Origin of the sequence: Poseidonibacter lekithochrous (assembly GCF_013283835.1) — a bacterium.
Classification (GTDB): domain Bacteria; phylum Campylobacterota; class Campylobacteria; order Campylobacterales; family Arcobacteraceae; genus Poseidonibacter; species Poseidonibacter lekithochrous.
Window position 1 is genome coordinate 1,619,004 of sequence record NZ_CP054052.1, and the last position, 17,305, is coordinate 1,636,308.

General features: G+C 30.8%; 24 protein-coding genes. 19 read left to right on the plus strand and 5 right to left on the minus strand.

Going from position 1 to position 17,305, the window contains the following annotated elements; translation table 11 throughout:
* Positions 1 to 128: 128 nt before the first annotated feature.
* From hemL to ALEK_RS07860, 4 genes are read left to right on the plus strand one after another with little or no spacing between them, the layout of a single operon-like run.
* A complete protein-coding gene (gene hemL, locus ALEK_RS07845) occupies positions 129 to 1,412 on the plus strand; it encodes a glutamate-1-semialdehyde 2,1-aminomutase (RefSeq protein WP_071625715.1) in 1,284 nt (427 codons plus the stop codon).
* A 9-nt stretch (positions 1,413 to 1,421) separates the two neighbouring features.
* The gene (gene ppnP / locus ALEK_RS07850) at positions 1,422 to 1,736 is read left to right on the plus strand and encodes a pyrimidine/purine nucleoside phosphorylase (protein WP_071625714.1); all 315 of its coding nucleotides are present in this window, start codon (positions 1,422 to 1,424) and stop codon (positions 1,734 to 1,736) included.
* Between the two features lie 13 nt (positions 1,737 to 1,749).
* Entirely contained in the window at positions 1,750 to 2,055 is a 306-nt protein-coding gene (locus tag ALEK_RS07855) for an AtpZ/AtpI family protein (RefSeq protein WP_071625713.1), read from the plus strand.
* Complete coding sequence (locus ALEK_RS07860; protein ID WP_071625712.1) at positions 2,042 to 2,596, plus strand: hypothetical protein; 555 nt, start codon at positions 2,042 to 2,044, stop codon at positions 2,594 to 2,596. The genes ALEK_RS07855 and ALEK_RS07860 overlap by 14 nt, the downstream gene beginning before the upstream one ends.
* Before the next feature lie 10 nt (positions 2,597 to 2,606).
* Here ALEK_RS07860 and ALEK_RS07865 read toward each other — a convergent pair whose 3' ends face one another.
* Positions 2,607 to 3,287: a hypothetical protein gene (locus ALEK_RS07865; protein ID WP_071625711.1), complete on the minus strand. Its 681-nt coding sequence runs from the start codon at positions 3,285 to 3,287 to the stop codon at positions 2,607 to 2,609.
* Positions 3,288 to 3,291: 4 nt separating this feature from the next.
* Positions 3,292 to 5,139 (minus strand): RNA polymerase sigma factor RpoD, encoded by a 1,848-nt coding sequence (gene rpoD / locus ALEK_RS07870; RefSeq protein WP_071625710.1) that lies wholly within the window; start codon positions 5,137 to 5,139, stop codon positions 3,292 to 3,294.
* Positions 5,140 to 5,313: 174 nt separating this feature from the next.
* Here rpoD and ALEK_RS07875 point away from each other — a divergent pair, with 174 nt between their 5' ends.
* From ALEK_RS07875 to ALEK_RS07885, 3 genes are all read left to right on the plus strand, one after another.
* Positions 5,314 to 5,820 (plus strand): 3-isopropylmalate dehydratase small subunit, encoded by a 507-nt coding sequence (locus tag ALEK_RS07875; RefSeq protein WP_083574576.1) that lies wholly within the window; start codon positions 5,314 to 5,316, stop codon positions 5,818 to 5,820.
* Positions 5,820 to 6,887, plus strand: coding sequence for a 3-isopropylmalate dehydrogenase (leuB, locus tag ALEK_RS07880; RefSeq protein WP_071625709.1), 1,068 nt, complete (start codon positions 5,820 to 5,822; stop codon positions 6,885 to 6,887). The genes ALEK_RS07875 and leuB overlap by 1 nt, the downstream gene beginning before the upstream one ends.
* A 136-nt stretch (positions 6,888 to 7,023) precedes the next feature.
* Positions 7,024 to 7,950 carry an exopolyphosphatase gene (locus tag ALEK_RS07885; protein ID WP_071625708.1) on the plus strand — a complete coding sequence of 309 codons (927 nt, stop codon included), beginning with the start codon at positions 7,024 to 7,026 and terminating at the stop codon, positions 7,948 to 7,950.
* A 10-nt stretch (positions 7,951 to 7,960) separates the two neighbouring features.
* Here ALEK_RS07885 and ALEK_RS07890 read toward each other — a convergent pair whose 3' ends face one another.
* Positions 7,961 to 8,323, minus strand: coding sequence for an HIT family protein (locus ALEK_RS07890; protein ID WP_071625707.1), 363 nt, complete (start codon positions 8,321 to 8,323; stop codon positions 7,961 to 7,963).
* Between the two features lie 316 nt (positions 8,324 to 8,639).
* On the opposite strand from ALEK_RS07890, the gene rpmJ reads away from it, so the two are divergent.
* From rpmJ to ALEK_RS07940, 10 genes are all read left to right on the plus strand, one after another.
* Positions 8,640 to 8,753 carry a 50S ribosomal protein L36 gene (gene rpmJ / locus ALEK_RS07895; RefSeq protein ID WP_004509205.1) on the plus strand — a complete coding sequence of 38 codons (114 nt, stop codon included), beginning with the start codon at positions 8,640 to 8,642 and terminating at the stop codon, positions 8,751 to 8,753.
* A gap of 6 nt (positions 8,754 to 8,759) precedes the next feature.
* Positions 8,760 to 9,128 carry a 30S ribosomal protein S13 gene (gene rpsM, locus ALEK_RS07900; protein WP_071625706.1) on the plus strand — a complete coding sequence of 123 codons (369 nt, stop codon included), beginning with the start codon at positions 8,760 to 8,762 and terminating at the stop codon, positions 9,126 to 9,128.
* 10 nt (positions 9,129 to 9,138) lie between these two features.
* Complete coding sequence (gene rpsK, locus ALEK_RS07905; protein WP_071625705.1) at positions 9,139 to 9,531, plus strand: 30S ribosomal protein S11; 393 nt, start codon at positions 9,139 to 9,141, stop codon at positions 9,529 to 9,531.
* 9 nt (positions 9,532 to 9,540) lie between these two features.
* Positions 9,541 to 10,167 (plus strand): 30S ribosomal protein S4, encoded by a 627-nt coding sequence (rpsD, locus tag ALEK_RS07910; protein WP_071625704.1) that lies wholly within the window; start codon positions 9,541 to 9,543, stop codon positions 10,165 to 10,167.
* A 19-nt stretch (positions 10,168 to 10,186) separates the two neighbouring features.
* Positions 10,187 to 11,185, plus strand: coding sequence for a DNA-directed RNA polymerase subunit alpha (locus tag ALEK_RS07915; RefSeq protein WP_071625703.1), 999 nt, complete (start codon positions 10,187 to 10,189; stop codon positions 11,183 to 11,185).
* Positions 11,186 to 11,200: 15 nt separating this feature from the next.
* The gene (gene rplQ, locus ALEK_RS07920) at positions 11,201 to 11,551 is read left to right on the plus strand and encodes a 50S ribosomal protein L17 (RefSeq protein WP_071625702.1); all 351 of its coding nucleotides are present in this window, start codon (positions 11,201 to 11,203) and stop codon (positions 11,549 to 11,551) included.
* A gap of 212 nt (positions 11,552 to 11,763) precedes the next feature.
* A complete protein-coding gene (gene gatA / locus ALEK_RS07925) occupies positions 11,764 to 13,116 on the plus strand; it encodes an Asp-tRNA(Asn)/Glu-tRNA(Gln) amidotransferase subunit GatA (RefSeq protein WP_071625701.1) in 1,353 nt (450 codons plus the stop codon).
* 31 nt (positions 13,117 to 13,147) lie between these two features.
* Positions 13,148 to 14,593 (plus strand): IMP dehydrogenase, encoded by a 1,446-nt coding sequence (gene guaB / locus ALEK_RS07930; protein ID WP_071625700.1) that lies wholly within the window; start codon positions 13,148 to 13,150, stop codon positions 14,591 to 14,593.
* Between the two features lie 178 nt (positions 14,594 to 14,771).
* Positions 14,772 to 15,335, plus strand: coding sequence for a hypothetical protein (locus ALEK_RS07935; protein ID WP_071625699.1), 564 nt, complete (start codon positions 14,772 to 14,774; stop codon positions 15,333 to 15,335).
* Positions 15,336 to 15,447: 112 nt separating this feature from the next.
* Positions 15,448 to 15,825 carry a DUF302 domain-containing protein gene (locus ALEK_RS07940; RefSeq protein ID WP_071625698.1) on the plus strand — a complete coding sequence of 126 codons (378 nt, stop codon included), beginning with the start codon at positions 15,448 to 15,450 and terminating at the stop codon, positions 15,823 to 15,825.
* 84 nt (positions 15,826 to 15,909) lie between these two features.
* Here the strand turns inward: ALEK_RS07940 and ALEK_RS07945 are convergent, their stop codons facing one another.
* A complete protein-coding gene (locus tag ALEK_RS07945) occupies positions 15,910 to 16,200 on the minus strand; it encodes a DUF3144 domain-containing protein (RefSeq protein ID WP_071625697.1) in 291 nt (96 codons plus the stop codon).
* A gap of 173 nt (positions 16,201 to 16,373) precedes the next feature.
* On the opposite strand from ALEK_RS07945, the gene ALEK_RS07950 reads away from it, so the two are divergent.
* Both ALEK_RS07950 and ALEK_RS07955 read left to right on the plus strand, forming a co-directional pair.
* Positions 16,374 to 16,613 carry a DUF1059 domain-containing protein gene (locus ALEK_RS07950; protein ID WP_071625696.1) on the plus strand — a complete coding sequence of 80 codons (240 nt, stop codon included), beginning with the start codon at positions 16,374 to 16,376 and terminating at the stop codon, positions 16,611 to 16,613.
* Between the two features lie 60 nt (positions 16,614 to 16,673).
* Complete coding sequence (locus ALEK_RS07955) at positions 16,674 to 16,925, plus strand: hypothetical protein (protein ID WP_071625695.1); 252 nt, start codon at positions 16,674 to 16,676, stop codon at positions 16,923 to 16,925.
* Between the two features lie 6 nt (positions 16,926 to 16,931).
* Here the strand turns inward: ALEK_RS07955 and ALEK_RS07960 are convergent, their stop codons facing one another.
* The gene (locus tag ALEK_RS07960) at positions 16,932 to 17,186 is read right to left on the minus strand and encodes a hypothetical protein (protein ID WP_071625694.1); all 255 of its coding nucleotides are present in this window, start codon (positions 17,184 to 17,186) and stop codon (positions 16,932 to 16,934) included.
* Between the last annotated feature and the right edge of the window lie 119 nt (positions 17,187 to 17,305).

Consider the following 17,305-nt stretch of genomic DNA (forward strand, 5'->3'; position numbering starts at 1 on the left):
AGATTATTAACAGTGTGAAAAATTCTTTATTAATCTGCTTCAAAACTACTGTTTAATGGGCTTATTAATATATCATAAATATATTTTTGGGTATCCTATCTAAAATTAAATTATTATTAGGATAATAGATGTTTGATAATTCAGTTAAAGCATACGAAGAAGCTTGTGAAGTAATTCCTGGTGGGGTTGATTCACCAGTTAGAGCATTTAAAAGTGTAGGAGGAACTCCACCGTTTATTGATAGAGGTGAGGGTGCTTATCTTTTTGATGTTGATAACAACAAATACTTAGATTTTGTACAATCTTGGGGACCACTAATTTTTGGTCATTGTGATAAAGATATTGAAGAAGCAGTAATTGCAACTGCAAAAAAAGGTCTTTCTTTTGGAGCACCAACTACATTAGAAACTGAATTAGCAAATGAAATTGTTGATATGTATGATTACATTGATAAAGTTAGATTTGTAAGTTCAGGAACTGAGGCAGTTATGTCTGCTATTAGACTTGCTCGTGGTGTTACTGGTAAGAATGATATTTTAAAATTTGAGGGTTGTTACCACGGTCACTCTGATTCATTATTAGTTCAAGCTGGTTCTGGTATGGCTACATTTGGAGCACCAAGTTCTCCTGGAGTTCCTGCTGATTTAACTAAACACACTTTATTATGTGAATATAACAATATTGAAAACTTAAAAAAATGTTTTGAAGACTCAAATGATATCTCTTGTATTATTATTGAGCCAATTGCTGGAAATATGGGATTAGTTCCTGCTTCACCAGAATTCTTAAAGGTTTGTAGAGAATTATGTGATGCTAATGGTGCATTATTAATTTTTGACGAAGTAATGACAGGGTTTAGAGCCTCTTTAACAGGTGCTAGTGGAATCTTAGAAACTAAAGCTGATATTATTACATTTGGTAAAGTAATTGGTGCAGGTATGCCTGTAGGTGCATTTGCTTCAAATAAAGAAATCATGGGTCACTTATCACCAGATGGAGCTGTTTACCAAGCAGGTACATTAAGTGGAAATCCAGTTGCTATGAGTGCTGGTTTAGTTTCTCTTAGAAAATTAAAAGCAAATCCAGAAATTTATGCAGCTTTAAATGAAAAAGCTTCAAGATTAGTTGCTGGACTTAAAGAAGTTGCAGAACAAAATAATATCGGTCTTCAAGTGGATACAAGAGGTTCAATGTTTGGATTCTTCTTCGCTGATAAAATGCCAACAAACTTCAAAGAAGTTACTGATTTTTGTGACTTTGAAAGATTTGGTAAATTCCACCACGAAATGATTAAAAGAGGTTTCTATTTTGCTTGTTCTCAATATGAAGCTGGATTTATTTGTACAGTAATTACTGATGAAGATATTGATGCTTGTATAAATGCAGCATCAGAAGTTATGAAAAATTTATAAGAGGTTGATATGGGAACTTTAAAAAACGTTGAATTAACAAAAAAAGCAAATATTTATTTTGATGGAAATGTTACAAGTAGATCTTTTATTGATGAAAATGGTGAAAGTAAATCTCTTGGGATTATGATGATTGGTGAGTATAACTTTGGTACAGCTCAAGCTGAATTAATGGAAATTTTGGCAGGAGAAGTTGAAGTTAAACTTGCAGGTTCTGATACTTGGAATACTTATACTGCTGACACTTCATTTGATGTTCCAGCTAATTCAAGCTTCGATATCAAAGTAAAAACTATTACTGATTATTGTTGTTCATATATTAAATAATCAAGGATATTTTATGGATAATAAAGAAAATAATGTACCAAAACATAGAGAAAAACTTGAAGCCTTAGATAACTTATCTTTAGGTATTTCAATGATAGCAGCTGTTGCTATTGGATTTGGTATTGGATATGGACTAAAAGAGTTAACTGGTTATGGTTGGACTTTATGGTTAGGACTATTTTGGGGTATTGCAGCTGCTGGATTAAATATTTATAGAGCTTATAAAAGAGCTCAAAAACAATATGAAGGTATGGAAAACGACCCTAGATATTCACATAGAGCGAAACATGGAGATAAAGCTTCAGATGATGAAGATTAATCAACATATTTTAGACTTTGCAAAGGTTTTTATTGCTATTAACCTTTGCTTAGTTATTTACTCTTTTGCCTTTGAAAGCATGCATTGGTTACTTAATACTCAAGTAGCTTTTTTCTCTTCGCTATTTATAACAATCGCTTCTTTTCTTTCATATAAAAGAAATATTCAAAGTAGAATCTCTAATCTTGATATGTCAAAAACTTCTAAAACAGAAGATAGAGATAAGATTGATGAAATTGATGATCCTTATGATTTATATACTGAATATGAAGAGATTCCAGAAGAAGAGTTAACACCAGAGAAAATAAAAGAAATTATTAATGATGAGAAATCTAAAGTTAGAAAAGATTCATTTAAAAATACTCTTTTCTCAGCAGGTGGGTTTTTATCTATTTATAGAGTTTTAGGTTATGGTTCATTACTATTTGGATTCTTTGCTCTAAACAATAATGGTATTTTTCTTCCAATTGCATTTATGATTGGACTTGGTGTAGTTCCACTTGGAGTATTAGCTTCAAAGCTTTTATTTAAAAAGCTTTAAAACTATCAAATCAGATAAGAAGTGGCAAGTCTATTGTCGCTTTATTATCTTCACATGATAAAATAAATGAGGTGTCATCTCTATGTTGTACAGATGATAAATTACTTGTTTTATCTGATGTTATTTCTACAGTAATTAATGAGTACTTTTTCCCCTCAATTCTAATATATTCACCAATCTTTAGCATAATAGAACAATTGATTGTACTAGCATTACTAAAGGCTTCAAATATCTGTCCTAATGTTTTTATAAATGAACTTGCATCTAATTTAAAATCAGGAATAGAAGGGTCATAGTTTTTAATATAATTAATATCATTTTTGATTTTGTTTGAAGAAATTGCTAAATCAAGTAGTGTAAAAATATTAGTATTATTTACATTTTGGATATTAAGTTTTGATTCTTTTTTAACCATTGCACTTTTATATAGTTTCATATGAATTTCATCTTCATTTTCATATTTAACAGTGATAGCATAAAATGTGTAGTTTTTAATAGTTAGATCAATATATGAAGTTTCCGCCCCAAAAGATTTTGGAGCGTGTTTTAATGCTAACTCGAAAAGCTCTTTCTGCTTAATTCGACTTAACAAAAACTGAGCTTCACTATTTGAATAAGTTATCTTAGCATTAGAGCTAAAAGATATTACTGGGTTTAAGTCTAGTTCAACCCATTCTTCAAAGAAGCTCATGTTATTAACTTTCTACGTAGTTTTTAAGGTTTTTACCAACTTTAGGATGCTTTAATTTCTTAATAGCACTAGATTCGATTTGTCTAACTCTTTCTCTTGTTACAGAAAGCTCTTTACCAATCTCTTCAAGTGTTCTATCAGAAGCATCATTCATTAGTCCAAATCTCATTCTTACAACCGCTTGTTCTCTCTCATTTAACTGAGCAAGAATTTGGTCAATTTGTCCTTGTAAATCTTCTTTCATAATGTTATCAACTGGAGTTGGTGCCTTTTCATCAGGTACGAAGTCTCCAAATTTACCATCATCATCAGATCCAATAGGTGCTTCAAGTGATACAGGTTCTTTAGTAATTTTAATTACTTGTTTTACCTTATCAACTGCAAGTCCTACTTCTTTTGCGATCTCATCTACATCTGGCTCTTTACCATTTTCTTGGATTCCCTTTCTAATGATTTTGTTGATTCTGTTAATCGTCTCAATCATGTGAATTGGAATTCTAATAGTTCTAGCTTGGTCTGCAATGGCTCTTGAAATTGCTTGTCTAATCCACCATGTAGCATAAGTAGAGAATTTATATCCCTTTTTATACTCGAATTTATCAACCGCTTTCATAAGACCAATATTACCTTCTTGAATTAAGTCTAGGAATGGTAAACCTCTATTTGTATATCTTTTTGCAATAGATACAACAAGTCTAAGGTTTGATTTAGCCATTCTAGTCTTAGCTTTATCAGTAATTTGCTTACCTCTTTTAATTTGTTCTAATACATCTTTTAATTCTTCAGGCTCTAAATCGAAACCATCTTTAGAAGCTTCTGCTGTTTGGAACAGTTTTTTGATTTCCATATAAGTAGAAACCATAGTTGCTTCAGGAACCATAGAAGTAATTTGAACTTTTGATAAATTTACAATATTATCAAGAATTTTTTGGTGATTTTGTAATAGAGTATCATTAAATAATGGTAATCTATATTCTAATCTTTTAAGCTCAGAATCAAAACCTGTATCAGATTTTAATGCAGTTTCCATAGCTTTTACGATTTCAGAAATTAATTTTGAAGTTGGTCCTAAATCTAATAGAGCCTCTTTTAAAATTTTCTTTTTGAATGCAATTGCTAAGTTGTGTTGCATTTGATGAACTTCATCTTCAGATTTAGCTGCTTCTTTTGCTAAGAATTTAAGCCAATCTTTTTTTGCTTTTTCTAGAACTTTGAATGACTCAATAATTGTATGAGCTCTTTTGTCAAGTTTCTTTTGTTTTTTTCCATTTACTTCATCATCATCACCAGCAGCTTCAACTTCTGGCTCATCAGAATCATCAGAATCTTCATCGTCAAAGTTTCTGAAAAGTTCTTTAACTTTTCTTTCTCTATTTACTAACGGTTCTTTGTATTCTAAAATGAAGTCAATTAGATATGGTACATAACAAATGGCATCAAGAATTACATCTTCACCCATTTCTATTTTTTTAGAAATCTCAATCTCTTCTTCTTTTGTAAGTAGAGGGATTTGTCCCATCTCTCTTAAATACATTCTTACGGGAGAATCAGATCTAGACCACTCTAATAATTCCTTGTTTTTTAGAAGATCAAATACATCATCTTCGTTCTCAATTAACTTTTCTCTTAATTCTCTTTTCTTTTTTGCTTCTTCAGCATTCATTCTTTTAGCTTGTTCTTGTGAACTAATAACTGTTACATTATATAGTTGAATCAAAGCTATAAATTTTTTTACGTTTGCAGCTGAAGGAGCTTTAGGAAAGATTTTAATAATTTTTTCAAAAGTTAATATAGAGTCTTTGTATTCTTTAACTGTTTGTTCAATTGCTTTATTTAAATCTTTTACGCTCATTGACGGGGAATCCTCTCTTTAAGATAGGTTGATATTATACCGAGTATACTTAAGGTAATGATTAAAAAAAGTATATTTAATCAAATATTACTAAATTTTTAGCTAAAATATCTCTTTTGAAAATATTTATATTTAGGGAACACTATGATTTCACTAAATACAAGGATACAAAATATGAATAGAATTACTGGAAAAGTATGGAATTTTGGTGCAAACATTGATACTGATGTTATCATCGCTGCAAGATATTTAAATAGCTCAGACCCTGAGCATTTAGCTAAATATGTTATGGAAGATGCGGACCCTGAGTTCCCTAATAAGTTACAAAAAGGTGACATTATTGTGGCAGGAGAAAACTTCGGTTGTGGTTCTTCTAGAGAACATGCTCCTATTGCTTTAAAAGCAGCAGGTGTTGCAGCTGTTGTTGCTCCTTCATTTGCAAGAATCTTTTATAGAAATGCATTTAACATGGGTTTACCTATTTTTGAATTACCTGAATCTTTAGAAATTAAAGAGGGTGAAGAGATTTCTATTGATTTAGATAATGGTAAAGTTATTAATAATACAACTAATAAATCTTATGACTTTATTGCAATACCAGAGTTTATGCAAGAATTAATTGCTGCTGGTGGATTAATAAATTATGCAAAAAAAGAAGCAGCTGAAAAGGAAAGTAAATAATGAAAAGATATAATATCTCTTTAATTAAAGGTGACGGAATTGGTCCTGAGATTGTTGATGAAGCTATTAAAGTTTTAGATGCAGTATCTGGTGCTTGTGATTTCACATTAGACTATAAAGAATATTTAATGGGTGGATGTGCCTATGAGGAAACTGGTGTTCCTTTACCTGATGAAACAGTAACAGGAGTTTTAAACTCTGATGCTTGTTTATTTGGAGCAATCGGTGGAGAAAAATGGGATACATTACCAAGAGAATTAAGACCTGAATCTGGGCTTTTAAAATTAAGAGCTGAATTAGGTGTATATGCTAACTTAAGACCTGCGATCGTTTATGACGAGTTAGTAAATGCATCTACTTTAAAACCTGAAGTTATTCAAGGTTGTGACATTATGGTTGTTAGAGAATTAATTGGTGGTATCTATTTTGGTCAACCAAGAGCTAACGATGGTGAAAGAGCATACAATACTATGGTATATACAAAAGATGAAATTATCAGAATTGGTAAACAAGCTTTTGAATTTGCAATGAAAAGAGATAAAAGAGTTTGTTCTGTTGATAAAGCAAACGTACTTGAAGTTTCTCAATTATGGAGAGATACAATTGAAGAAGTTGCAAAAGACTATCCTCAAGTTGAATTATCTCATATGTATGTTGATAATGCTGCAATGCAATTAGTAAGAAATCCAAAACAATTTGATGTTATTGTAACTGGTAATATTTTTGGAGATATCTTATCTGATACTGCTTCTATGGTTGTTGGTTCTATTGGATTATTACCATCAGCTTCAACTGGAGATAAAACTGCTGTTTATGAACCAATTCATGGTTCTGCTCCTGATATTGCTGGACAAGGTATCGCTAACCCAATTGCAACAATTGAATCTGCTGCAATGATGTTAAGATACTCTCTTGGTGAAGATAAAGCTGCTGATATGATTGAAACTGCAATTAAAAACGTTCTTAAAGACGGTTATAGAACAAAAGATTTAGCTGCATATGATGCTAAAGAAATTGTAACTACTGCTGAAATGGGTGACGTAATAGCTAACTACATTAACAAGTAATTAATAATAAATAATAAGGAAGGATAATCCTTCTTTATTGTTATTCTCACACTTTATTTACAAAAATAACTTATTTAATAAAAACTAATAATTTTTTATGCTAGAATAGTCCAAAATTATTCTTTGGGATATTAAAATGAGCAAAAAATATAGACTAGTTACAAGAAGTGATATGGATGGTTTAGTATGTGGTACACTACTAAAGTATTTAGGAATCATTGACGAAATTACATTTGTGCATCCAAAAGACATGCAAGATGGAAAAGTAGAAATTACTTCAGACGATATAACAACAAACTTACCTTATGTTGATGGTGTTTATTTAGCATTTGACCATCATTTTTCTGAAACAATTAGAAATGAAGAAAAAGATAATCATATTATTGATGCTTCTGCACCTAGTGCTGCTGAAGTTGTATATCAATATTATGGAGCAGAGGAAAAATTCCCTGGTACTTTTAAAGGTATGATGTTTGCAGCTAATAAAGCAGATAGTGCAGCATTTACAAAAGAAGATATCTTAAACCCAGAAGGTTGGGAATTATTAAGCTTCTTAATGGATTCAAGAACAGGTCTTGGAAGATTTAGAGAGTTTACGGTTTCAAATTATCAATTAATGATGGATTTAATTGATTATTGTAAAGATCATGATATTGATGATATTTTAGCTTTACCTGATGTTAAAGAGAGAGTTGATTTATATTTCAAATATGAAGTAGAGTTTAAAGAACAGTTACAAAGATGTACAACTATTCATAATAACTTATTAATTATTGATTATAGAGAAGAAGAAATTATTTACCCTGGAAATAGATTCTTAGTATATGCAATGCATCCAGATACAAATATTTCTATACATACTGTTTGGGGTAGAGATAAACAAAATGTAGTTTACAGTACTGGAAAATCTATTATTAATAAATCATCAAATACAAATGTTGGTGAGTTAATGCTTAAGTATGGTGGTGGTGGTCATCATGCAGCTGGTGGTTGTCAACCTTCACATGAAGAAGCTCCACAAGTATTAGAAGAGTTAATTGCACAAATTAACGCTGATGGATAAAAAGTAAGTTTTAAAACTTACTTTTTATTAACTCATAAAAACCTTCAAAAGAGGCTAAATCAAGATTAGCTTCTCTTTGTTTCTTTCCCCACATAGGTTCAGGAAAATATGAATCTTCTTTAAATCTAGCCATAATATGAAAATGAACATGTGGAACATAATTTCCAAATGATGCAATATTTATTTTTTCAGGATTAAAATAATCTAACATTTCTTTTTCAATAATATCTAGACATCTAAATATTTCTTCTTTTGTTTCATAATTACAAGATGATAATTCTTTGATATTTTCATTAGTAAATATTTTTAACCAAGGTATTTCACTTTCTTCAATTTGAATATTGATTAAATCATTTTTATATATTTCTGACAATTGTTATCCTTTTTAATCGATTTGTTATTTTACTATAAAGAACTTTAAACTAATCATGCTACTTTAAACAATATTTAAGCTAATATTGTCTATAATCCGGTTCCATTTTTTCAACCAAAGAAGAAGTTTTTATAAAATTTTTGTGTTTTATAAAGAGTTGGTGGGAGTAGCGATGAACGAATAGCTTCATTGCTCTTAGATTTTTACTCCTGAATATTAGAGAAAATCTTGGAGAGATAAGATGAAGTGTTAAAACTTCGTGAACGTCTCTTGCCTGTTGGAAAGTGGTAAAAACACAAACAAAGAGGACAGACTTATGAAAGTAAGAGCTTCAGTAAAGAAAATGTGTGATAAATGTAAAGTTATCAAAAGAAGAGGTATCGTAAGAGTAATCTGCGAAAACAAAAAACACAAACAAAGACAAGGATAAAAAGACATGGCAAGAATCGCAGGTGTTGATTTACCAAATAAAAAGAGAATGGAATACGCTTTAACGTATATTTTCGGAATCGGATTACATAACTCTAGATTAATCTTAGATGCTGTTGGAATTGATTTAAACAAAAGAGCACACGAACTAACAGAAGACGAAGCAGCGGCAATTAGACAAGAATTACAAAAAAACTATATGGTTGAAGGTGATCTTAGAAAAAAAGTTGCTATGGATATCAAAGCTTTAATGGACTTAGGTTCATACAGAGGTTTAAGACATAGAAAAGGTTTACCTTGTAGAGGGCAAAAGACTAAAACTAATGCTAGAACTCGAAAAGGTAAAAAGAAAACTGTTGGCGCAGCAGCGAAGTAAGGGATAGTAGATGGCAAAAAGAAAAGTAACTAGAAAAAAGATTGTTAGAAAAAATATTGCTGACGGTGTAGTTCACATTGCAGCAACTTTCAACAATACTATGGTAACAGTAACTGACAATGCAGGTAACGCTATCGCATGGTCATCAGCTGGTAACTTAGGTTTCAAAGGTAGTAAAAAATCTACTCCATTCGCAGCACAAGCAGCAGTAGAAGACGCTATGGCTAAAGCAATGGAACATGGTATCAAAAACGTTGGTATTAAAATTCAAGGACCAGGATCTGGTAGAGACACTGCAGTTAAATCTGTTGGTGCAATTGAAGGTATCAGAGTTACATGGTTTAAAGATGTTACACCATTACCACATAATGGTTGTAGACCACCTAAAAGAAGAAGAGTGTAAGGGGCAATTATGGCAAGATATAGAGGACCAGTAGAAAAAATCGAAAGAAGATTAGACGCAGACCTTGGATTAAAAGGTGAAAGAAGACTTAACGGAAAATCTGCTCTAGAAAAAAGACCATTTGCTCCAGGACAACACGGACAAAGAAGAACGAAAATTTCTGAGTATGGTTTACAATTAAGAGAAAAGCAAAAAGCTAAATTCATGTATGGTGTTTCTGAAAAACAATTCAGAAAATACTTCAAAAAAGCTGCTAACAACGAAGGTAACACAGGTTCAAACCTAATTACTTTAATTGAGCAAAGATTAGATAACGTTGTTTATAGAATGGGATTCGCTTCAACTAGAGCGAACGCTAGACAATTCACAACACACGGTCACGTTTTAGTTGACGGTAAAAAAGTAGATATTCCTTCTTTTGTTGTTAGACCAGGTCAAACAATTGAAATTAAAGAAAAATCTAAATCTAATCCTCAAGTAGTAAGAGCTTTAGAATTAACTGCACAAACTGGTTTAGTTGAGTGGGTTAATGTAGATAAAGATAAAGTATGCGGTACTTTCACAAGAATCCCAGCTAGAGAAGAAGTTGTTATTCCTGTAGAAGAAAGACTAATCGTAGAGTTATATTCTAAATAATAACAGCAAAAGGTAGTCAATGAAAAAGTTTGCAGACACACCGTTTTTACCAACAGAAGTTGAAATCGAAGCCATTAGTGATAATGAAGCTAAGATTTCTGCATATCCATTTGAAAGTGGTTTTGCAATTACTTTGGCACACCCTTTAAGAAGACTTTTATTAAGCTCTTCAGTTGGTTACGCACCAATTGCAGTAAAAATTGAAGGTGCTTCACATGAGTTTGACTCATTAAGAGGTATGCTAGAAGATATAGCTATTTTTGTTATTAATCTTAAGAATATTAAGTTTAAGATAAATGGCGATGAAGAGCAAGTAGTAGTAGAATATTCGTTTAACGGACCTAAAGAGATTAAAGGTGAAGACTTAATCAACTCTGATGTTGAAGTAGTTTCTCCTGATGTTCACTTAGCTACTATTAACTCTGATTGTAATTTAACATTCTCTGTAATTATCCAAAAAGGTATTGGTTATATGCCTTCTGAAGATATCAGAGACATCGTTGGACCAGATTACATTCCAGTAGATGCTTTCTTTACTCCAGTAAAAAAAGTTGTTTACGATGTAGAAAAAATGTTAGTTGAAGATAATCCTAACTTTGAAAAAGCTGTATTTAATGTACAAACAAATGGACAAATTTCTCCAATTACTGCCTTTAAAGAAGCAGTATCTGTTATGTATTCTCAAATGTCAGTATTTAACAAAGTATTTGATTTATCTGAAGTAACAGTTAGTGATGCAGGTGAAGAGCCAGTAGAACTAAAAGATTTAATCATCAAAATTGATGATTTAAATTTAAGTGCTAGATCATTCAACTCTTTAGATAGAGCGGGATTAAAATTCTTAGGTGAATTAGTACTTATGAGCGAAGTTGAAGTAAAAAACATTAAAAACTTAGGGAAAAAATCTTACGATGAGATCGCTGAGAAATTAGAATCTTTAGGATTCCCAGTTGAAAATACACTTCCAGAAAACGTTGCTTCTGCATTAAGAAGAAAATTAGAGCAACTTAAAGCATAATTAAGGGTTTACAGTATGAGACATAAGCATGGATATAGAAAGTTAAGTAGAACTTCTTCTCATAGAAAAGCATTGTTAAAAAACATGGCAATTGCAATCATCGAAAGAGAAAAGATTGAAACAACTGTACCAAAAGCAAAAGAATTAAGAAGATTTATTGAAAGATTAGTAACTACTGCAAGAAATGCAGATTTAAATACTCACAGATTAGTATTTGCTGTATTACAAGACAAAGAAGCTACTAAAAAATTAATTAATGAAATTGCACCTAAGTACGAAACTAGAAATGGTGGATATACATCTATCATTAAAACTAGAATCAGAAGAGGTGATGCTACTCAAATGGCATTCATTTCATTCGTATAATCTTTTAGATATACACTTTTTCTAACAAGAAGGTAGGAGTCATTGACTTCTACCTTTTTTTATATTTAAAAACTCACAATAATAAAAAAAACTTTAATATTCCTAATTAAAAATTACTTTTTAATTTCATTTAAATTCGCTTTACCAAAATTTAATCATTTTTTAGATAAAATCGGGTGTAATACTATAATTGTAAAACACAGGAGAACCGTTTGATAACTCTAAAAGAGGCACTATCGTTAGGTAGTGAAGAGATTAAAAAATTAAGAGAAGATTTAGCTTCAAAAATCAAAGAAAACAACATAGGTGCGTATGTTGAACAATTAACTTCACAAGATATTAACGAATCTGGTTCGGGTATTCCAATTGCTATTAAAGATAATATAAATGTTAAAGATTGGGAAATCACTTGTTCTAGTAATATTTTAAAAGGTTATAAATCACCATACAATGCTACTGTTATTAATAATTTAGAAAAAGCAGGATTATCTGCATTTGGTAGAGCTAATATGGATGAGTTTGCTATGGGAAGTTCAACAGAATCTTCTTGTTATGGTAAAACTTTAAATCCAGTTGACAATACTAAAGTTCCTGGTGGTAGTTCAGGTGGTAGTGCTGCAGCTGTTGCTGGTGGTATTGCTATTGCTGCATTAGGTACAGATACAGGTGGTTCTATTAGACAACCTGCCGCTTATTGTGGATGTGTTGGTATGAAACCAACATACGGAAGAGTATCAAGATACGGAATTACAGCTTATTCATCATCATTAGATCAGTGTGGACCAATCACACAAAATGTTGAAGATGCGGCAATTTTATATGACATTATTTCTGGTAATGATCCTTTGGATTCTACGTCAGCAAATGTTGAATATGAAGCAGTAACTCCTAAGTTAGATTCAAACAAAAAACTTACAATTGCAGTAATTGATAACTTTGTTGAGCAAGCAAGCCCAGCAATTAAAGCCGCTTTCAAAAAGAGTGTAAAAGCATTAGAAGAAGCGGGACATACAATAGTTCATAAAAATATGTTAGACACGGATAAGATTCTTTCTTCATATTATATCGTTGCAACTGCTGAAGCATCTGCAAATCTTTCTAGATTTGATGGTGTTAGATATGGTAATAGAAAAGGTGAAGGTGGTCTAAAAGATATGTACGTACAAACTAAATCTCAAGGATTTGGGGATGAAGTACAAAAAAGAATCATGTTAGGTTCATTTGTTTTAAGTTCTGGTTATTATGATGCTTATTATATTAAAGCACAAAAAGTTAGACACTTAATCAAAGACGAATATGAAGCAATTTTTAATGAAGCAGATTTAATTCTTTCTCCTGTTGCTCCTACAACTGCACCAGAGTTTGGAAGCTTTAAAACTTCATTAGAAATGTATTTAAGTGATATCTACACAATTTCAGTAAACCTTGCTGGTTTACCGGCTATATCTTTACCTGTTGATAAAGACGAGGAAGGTATGCCTGTTGGATTACAATTAATAGGAAAAGCTTATGATGAGCAAACTTTATTTGACGGTGCTTTATCTTTAGAAAAAGCAGTAAATTAATAAATTATATATAGAATTAGGATTATAGATTATGAGAATTAGAAAAAGAGCATTAACGTTTGAAGACGTGTTATTAGTACCAGCAAAATCAGAAATTTTACCTAAGGCAGTTTGCTTAGAGACAAAATTAACAAAAAATATTACATTAAACATTCCATTTGTTTCTGCTGCAATGGATACAGTTACTGAATATGAAGCTGCTATTGCTATGGCTAGACTTGGTGGTATCGGTATTATTCATAAAAATATGGATATCGAAACTCAAGCATTACAAGTTAAAAAAGTAAAAAAATCTGAATCTGGAATGATTATTGACCCAATTACTATTAAAATGGATCAAACTCTTCAAGATGCAGAAGATATTATGGCTGAATATAAAATCTCTGGTGTTCCTGTTGTTGATGATAACAAAAATCTTTTAGGTATTGTTACAAACAGAGATATGAGATTTACTAAAGACTTCTCTCAAAAAGTAAGTGAAAAAATGACTATGATGCCATTAATCACTGCTAAAGAAGGTACTACTTTAGAAGATGCTGCTGATGTTATGCATTCTAATAAAATTGAAAAATTACCAATCGTTGATGATAACAACAAGTTAATTGGTTTAATTACAATTAAAGATATCAACAAAAAAAGAGAATATCCAAATGCTTCTAAAGATTCATTAGGAAGATTAATTGTTGGTGCTGCTATTGGTGTTGGACAATTAGACAGAGCTACTGCATTAGTTGAAGCTGGTGTTGATGTTCTTGTAATGGATTCAGCTCATGGTCACTCTAAAGGTATTTTAGATTCAGTTAAAGATATCAAGTCTAAATTAGACGTAGAAATCATTGCTGGTAACGTTGCAACTAGCGAAGGTACTGCTGCATTAATTGAAGCTGGTGCTGATGGTGTTAAAGTTGGAATTGGTCCTGGTTCTATTTGTACTACTAGAATCGTTGCAGGTGTTGGTGTTCCACAAATTTCTGCAATTGATGAGTGTGCTGCTGAGGGTGCTAAACATGGTGTTCCAGTTATCGCTGATGGTGGTATTAAATACTCTGGTGATGTTGCAAAAGCATTAGCTGTTGGTGCATCTTCAGTTATGATGGGATCAGCATTAGCTGGTACTGACGAATCTCCAGGTGAATTAATTTTATTCCAAGGAAGAAAATTCAAATCATACAGAGGAATGGGTTCTATTGGAGCTATGACTAAAGGAAGTACTGATAGATATTTCCAAGAGGGAACTGCTGCTGATAAACTTGTACCAGAAGGTATTGAAGGTAGAGTTGCATATAGAGGTTCTATTGCTGATATTATTCACCAAATGACTGGTGGATTAAGATCATCAATGGGTTACTTAGGTTCAGGAACAATTTCTATTTTCCAAGAAACTGCTGAATTCGTTGAAATTACATCTGCAGGACTTAAAGAGTCTCATGTTCATGATGTAACTATTACTAACGAAGCTCCAAACTACCACGTATAAAAAAAGAGGTTTATAACAGCCTCTTTTCTCAAATTTCTGCGTTTTTCGCAGAAATTTTTTTACTCACGTACTACGCGTACGCTCCCACAAAAAATTTTACTCTCGCCTTGAACTTTAATAAAATAGTCAATTCTAAACCTTTTTTTGATAATATAAAATTATTATTTAAAGGATTTTAATGTCACCTGATGAAGTAAAGATAATTGCTGATACTTATGAGATAGTAAAAAATATATCAGAAAATAAATCTAATGGGTTATTGCCAGTATATAGTGCAATTGGTGGAGCAATAGCAGGTGCAATATTTACCTCTATCCCAATTTTTATCTTAGAAAGAAGTAAACAAAAAAAGCTTTCTAAAAGTATTAAAGCTTCATTGTTAGCTGAAATAGCAGCTTTATTGGAAATTATTAAACGTAGAGAATACGTAAAAAAGTTGGATGAAGTGATCAATACACTAAATGATGAACTAAAGGGTGCGCAACATAAATTTGCAGTCGAAGTACCTAATCACTATTCAAGAGTTTATCAAAATAATTGTTCAAGCATTGGTGTTTTAGAAGAATGTTTAGCAAGGGATATTGTTGTTTTTCATAATTTAATAGATGCTGTTGTTCAAGATATTAAAGTTGGTGGTATGATGAGTAAGGGATTTGATATTGAAGGATTTATTCAAACAAAAAGTATTCTAAAAGAAGCAGTAATACTAGGTAATGAAATAATTAAATCAAGTAAAGTTTGAGTTTTCATTTTTTATACTTTTACAAAACAAACTCTCAATAATTCCACACATATTTTCCTTTTACAAAAATTAAAGTTATAATTATAATATGAAATGATTAAAAGGAGTTACTATGAAATATTCTACAAAATCAAAAAAAAGTGTTCAAGAAGTTGTTGATTCAATTGTTAGAAACTCTAAAAAAAGAGATTTTGGTGTAATGAATATATGTGATGTACATAATATGTTACATTCAAAAGGTGCTTCATTTACGGGTGATTGTCAGGTTTTAGATATTAGTAATCCTCATCATGTATTAAATCTTTTATCTACGTCGATGGACATGAGTATGATTCTTCCATCAAAAGTATTTATTCACTCAGAAAATGGTGAAACTGTAATTTCAATGATTAAAGCAAAACAGTTTTATAGAAAATTTACAGATAAACTTGACAATGTAGCAGATGAAGTTGAAAAAGAGATGATTGCTATTATTGATTCTTCAAAATAAGAAAGCAAGATATTTTTTAAAATTAACCTCTATGGTTAAATTTTAACTAAAAGAGAGGTGTATCTTTAACACCCCTTTTTTTAATTAGTTATTTTGATTTTGTGTAAAATCATGAGTAACAGCATGATTATTTAGATGTTCTTCTAATGCTAGTTTATACTCTTTCGTAAAGTACTCTATGATGTCATCTTTATCTGCAAGCATATCTTCAGCTGTTTTATACGATGTACATGCCATGTATGTACTAAATCGTACTGAACCATATAAATATGAAGCACTTACTTCACCTAATGTTAGTCCTTGATTTAGTTGTTGATTTGCAATTTCAATCTGAGCATCAGCTCTTTGTAAAAATTCGTTTGTTTTTTCGCTCATAATTTATTATCCTGTTTTTATTTGAATTATAGTCTAAAAATTGTTATAAACTAGAATTTTAGTAAAATATTTTTTACCTAAAATTATTGCTAGTAACTTTTATACTCTTTTATTATATTAAACCGCGATAATTCTGCAACAAACTTCAGATACTATCTTCCCAAAGGATAAATATGAAAACAATGACATGTAGAGAATTAGGTGGAGCTTGTGATGAGGCTTTTTCTGCTAATACTTTTGATGAATTAGGTGAGTTGAGTAAACAACATGCAAAAGAGATGTTTGATAAGCGAGACTTACCACACTTAGAAGCTTTAAAACAAATGGGTGAACTAATGAAAGATAACAATAGTTTAATACAATGGATGCAATCAAAAAAAGAATATTTTGATAATTTACCGCATAATAACTAAGCCACTTTAAACTTTCTTTTGTTACTATAATAGTTACTGATTTCAAAAGAGGATAATTATATGCTTAGTAAAAAAATAATTGGATATTACAGAATATTAAAAGAGAAGAGGGTTGATGATTTATTAATATCAGCTGGGATTCTTGGAGTTATTGTTGGATTACTTACAATACCGATTATTAATCAAATAGCAGTATGGCCAGTGTTAATTGGTGTTTGCATGAAGTTATATGATTTTACTGAGGAAATAGAGAGAAGTATAATTCCTTATGATTTTAATAAGTTATTACCTCCTCCAAAAAAGAGAAACTAATATTCTCTATAGCTTATAATCAATAAAATCTTTTACACTATAAGTTTTATATACAGACAGTTGTTTGTATATAATTTCTTTTTCTTCATCACTTTTTGCATTTTCGTACTCTTTTTCTATTTCTAATATACTTTCTAGAGTCGCTTTTATTTTATTTACTTCTTCTGTAGTCATATAATCATTGTATTTGCCATGTCCTACGTAAAAGGCTACTTTTCTTAGGCTATCTAGTATTTGTTCTATTTCTTGATCTATGCTCATTTATTGATTCCTTATAATTGCTGTAGTGTAACTAAAAGGTTTTTAAATTTTCTTTTTATTTAAAATACTTAATGATATATATTGTAAAGTTTGCGTAAACTAATTGCCAAATATTTAAA

Bases quoted from the DNA above. Each gene is read 5' to 3' on its own strand.
- rpsM (WP_071625706.1), top strand. From the start codon at position 8,760: ATGGCAAGAATCGCAGGTGTTGATTTACCAAATAAAAAGAGAATGGAA.
- ALEK_RS07915 (WP_071625703.1), top strand. From the start codon at position 10,187: ATGAAAAAGTTTGCAGACACACCGTTTTTACCAACAGAAGTTGAAATC.
- ALEK_RS07940 (WP_071625698.1), top strand. From the start codon at position 15,448: ATGAAATATTCTACAAAATCAAAAAAAAGTGTTCAAGAAGTTGTTGAT.
- ALEK_RS07855 (WP_071625713.1), top strand. From the start codon at position 1,750: ATGGATAATAAAGAAAATAATGTACCAAAACATAGAGAAAAACTTGAA.
- leuB (WP_071625709.1), top strand. From the start codon at position 5,820: ATGAAAAGATATAATATCTCTTTAATTAAAGGTGACGGAATTGGTCCT.
- hemL (WP_071625715.1), top strand. From the start codon at position 129: ATGTTTGATAATTCAGTTAAAGCATACGAAGAAGCTTGTGAAGTAATT.
- rpsK (WP_071625705.1), top strand. From the start codon at position 9,139: ATGGCAAAAAGAAAAGTAACTAGAAAAAAGATTGTTAGAAAAAATATT.
- ALEK_RS07865 (WP_071625711.1), bottom strand. From the start codon at position 3,287: ATGAGCTTCTTTGAAGAATGGGTTGAACTAGACTTAAACCCAGTAATA.
- ALEK_RS07955 (WP_071625695.1), top strand. From the start codon at position 16,674: ATGCTTAGTAAAAAAATAATTGGATATTACAGAATATTAAAAGAGAAG.
- rpsD (WP_071625704.1), top strand. From the start codon at position 9,541: ATGGCAAGATATAGAGGACCAGTAGAAAAAATCGAAAGAAGATTAGAC.
- ALEK_RS07935 (WP_071625699.1), top strand. From the start codon at position 14,772: ATGTCACCTGATGAAGTAAAGATAATTGCTGATACTTATGAGATAGTA.
- ALEK_RS07960 (WP_071625694.1), bottom strand. From the start codon at position 17,186: ATGAGCATAGATCAAGAAATAGAACAAATACTAGATAGCCTAAGAAAA.
- ALEK_RS07860 (WP_071625712.1), top strand. From the start codon at position 2,042: ATGATGAAGATTAATCAACATATTTTAGACTTTGCAAAGGTTTTTATT.
- rpoD (WP_071625710.1), bottom strand. From the start codon at position 5,139: ATGAGCGTAAAAGATTTAAATAAAGCAATTGAACAAACAGTTAAAGAA.
- rplQ (WP_071625702.1), top strand. From the start codon at position 11,201: ATGAGACATAAGCATGGATATAGAAAGTTAAGTAGAACTTCTTCTCAT.
- ppnP (WP_071625714.1), top strand. From the start codon at position 1,422: ATGGGAACTTTAAAAAACGTTGAATTAACAAAAAAAGCAAATATTTAT.
- ALEK_RS07945 (WP_071625697.1), bottom strand. From the start codon at position 16,200: ATGAGCGAAAAAACAAACGAATTTTTACAAAGAGCTGATGCTCAGATT.
- rpmJ (WP_004509205.1), top strand. From the start codon at position 8,640: ATGAAAGTAAGAGCTTCAGTAAAGAAAATGTGTGATAAATGTAAAGTT.
- guaB (WP_071625700.1), top strand. From the start codon at position 13,148: ATGAGAATTAGAAAAAGAGCATTAACGTTTGAAGACGTGTTATTAGTA.
- ALEK_RS07875 (WP_083574576.1), top strand. From the start codon at position 5,314: ATGAATAGAATTACTGGAAAAGTATGGAATTTTGGTGCAAACATTGAT.
- ALEK_RS07885 (WP_071625708.1), top strand. From the start codon at position 7,024: ATGAGCAAAAAATATAGACTAGTTACAAGAAGTGATATGGATGGTTTA.
- ALEK_RS07950 (WP_071625696.1), top strand. From the start codon at position 16,374: ATGAAAACAATGACATGTAGAGAATTAGGTGGAGCTTGTGATGAGGCT.